Source organism: Paracoccus rhizosphaerae (assembly GCF_026162645.1).
In the GTDB taxonomy this organism is placed as follows: domain Bacteria; phylum Pseudomonadota; class Alphaproteobacteria; order Rhodobacterales; family Rhodobacteraceae; genus Paracoccus; species Paracoccus rhizosphaerae.
This window is the reverse complement of the sequence record NZ_JAOTBE010000171.1, coordinates 1-1,298: the sequence shown is the minus strand read 5'-3', so window position 1 is coordinate 1,298 and position 1,298 is coordinate 1. Positions and strand designations below refer to the sequence as shown.

The following is a 1,298-nucleotide window of genomic DNA, read 5'->3' as shown; positions in this document are numbered from 1 at the left end:
GTCTCCGTAAGGTCCGTGGTTGAAGTCGCCAAACTCCACCTCGATCCTACACCTCGATGGCCACCCGGGATCACACCGCCAGCGGCGACGAAATTACACCAGCTCCTCGGACGCTAACCGCGTCGTGCGCACCTTGAACCAGATTATCGAATGGCGGGGAGCACCGAAGGCGACCAGGGTTGATAACGGCCCGGAATATATCAGTGGCCGCCTGATGGAATAGGCCGAGGACAAGGGTATTGCTTTGACCTATATCCAGCCCGGAAAGCCGCAGCAGAACGCTTACGTCGAGCGCTACAACCGGACTGTCCGGCACGAATGGCTGGATCTCTACATCTTTGAAACCATTGTGGAGGTGCAGAACATCGCTACAGAGTGGCTGTGGACTTACAACAACGAACGCCCCAACATGGGCATCGGCGGGATCACCCCTGCCATGAAGCTGAGAATGGCCGCATGAATTCTACGGCTGAGCCCCGCTAAAAACGAGGAGGATTACCCGGGGATCTTCGGGATCGTCCGGCCGTCGATGGACATTGTTGCAGAACTCGGCGTTGAAGCAGGACTTCCCTTACCTCGTTAAAGCTCAGGCTACGCGCTCGATCTCGGCGGTGCCGAGTGCGTTGAAGCGGTTCATGAGCGCAATGCGGATATGAACTTCGGCCGTTTGTCTGTCCGGGTCTCGCGAGGCGATCTGTTCGCCGAAGGACTTGAGGTCGAGCAGGTTCAGCGCCACCGGTTCTAGCGAACCTGCGAGCGCATCTTTGCCTCGATCCGACTTCGGACGTGATAGCCGGACCAGTGCTTCCAGTTGGCTCGCCCGAAGCGTTTGCTCGTCCGCAAGATGTCGTTGCGGGGCGAGACAATGTCCGCCATCGGTCCGAGGACAATGGCAAGCGCGGCAGGACAGTCCTCCTTCCACAGGCGTCCGTTCCTGCGGATGGGTATGTCGGCGGTGCCGCCGCGATCCACGATTGCGGTGTGGCAACGCCGGGTGTCGAAGGCACCGTCGCCGGTCACGGTGCCGATCCGTTCATCCGGCGGGATCTGATCCAGCAGGTCAGGCAGAACCGGGCTGTCACCTTCACGGCCTGAGGTGAATTCTCCACCTCGGATGTCACCGGTGGCTGTGTCCATGGCCAGATGGACCTTGCGGTATTGGCGCCTGCGGTGGGTGCCGTGCTTGCGGGTCTGCCATTCGCGTTCATCGGGCTTGCGCGGCCCCACTGGGGCCACGGTCCCTCTTCACCCCCAGAAACTTGATGCCATTCGGCGCGGCGCTTGGACCGATGGCGCTT

Annotated in this window: 2 pseudogenes; one reads left to right on the top strand and one right to left on the bottom strand. The window is 60.8% G+C overall.

Annotation, left to right across the window (positions count from 1 at the left end):
• Positions 1-103: 103 nt before the first annotated feature.
• Positions 104-460 (top strand): annotated as a pseudogene (locus OC184_RS20230) (integrase core domain-containing protein); the annotation flags it as partial.
• Between the two features lie 126 nt (positions 461-586).
• Here the strand turns inward: OC184_RS20230 and OC184_RS20225 are convergent.
• Positions 587-1,200 (bottom strand): annotated as a pseudogene (locus tag OC184_RS20225) (IS5 family transposase); the annotation flags it as partial.
• Positions 1,201-1,298 lie beyond the last annotated feature (98 nt).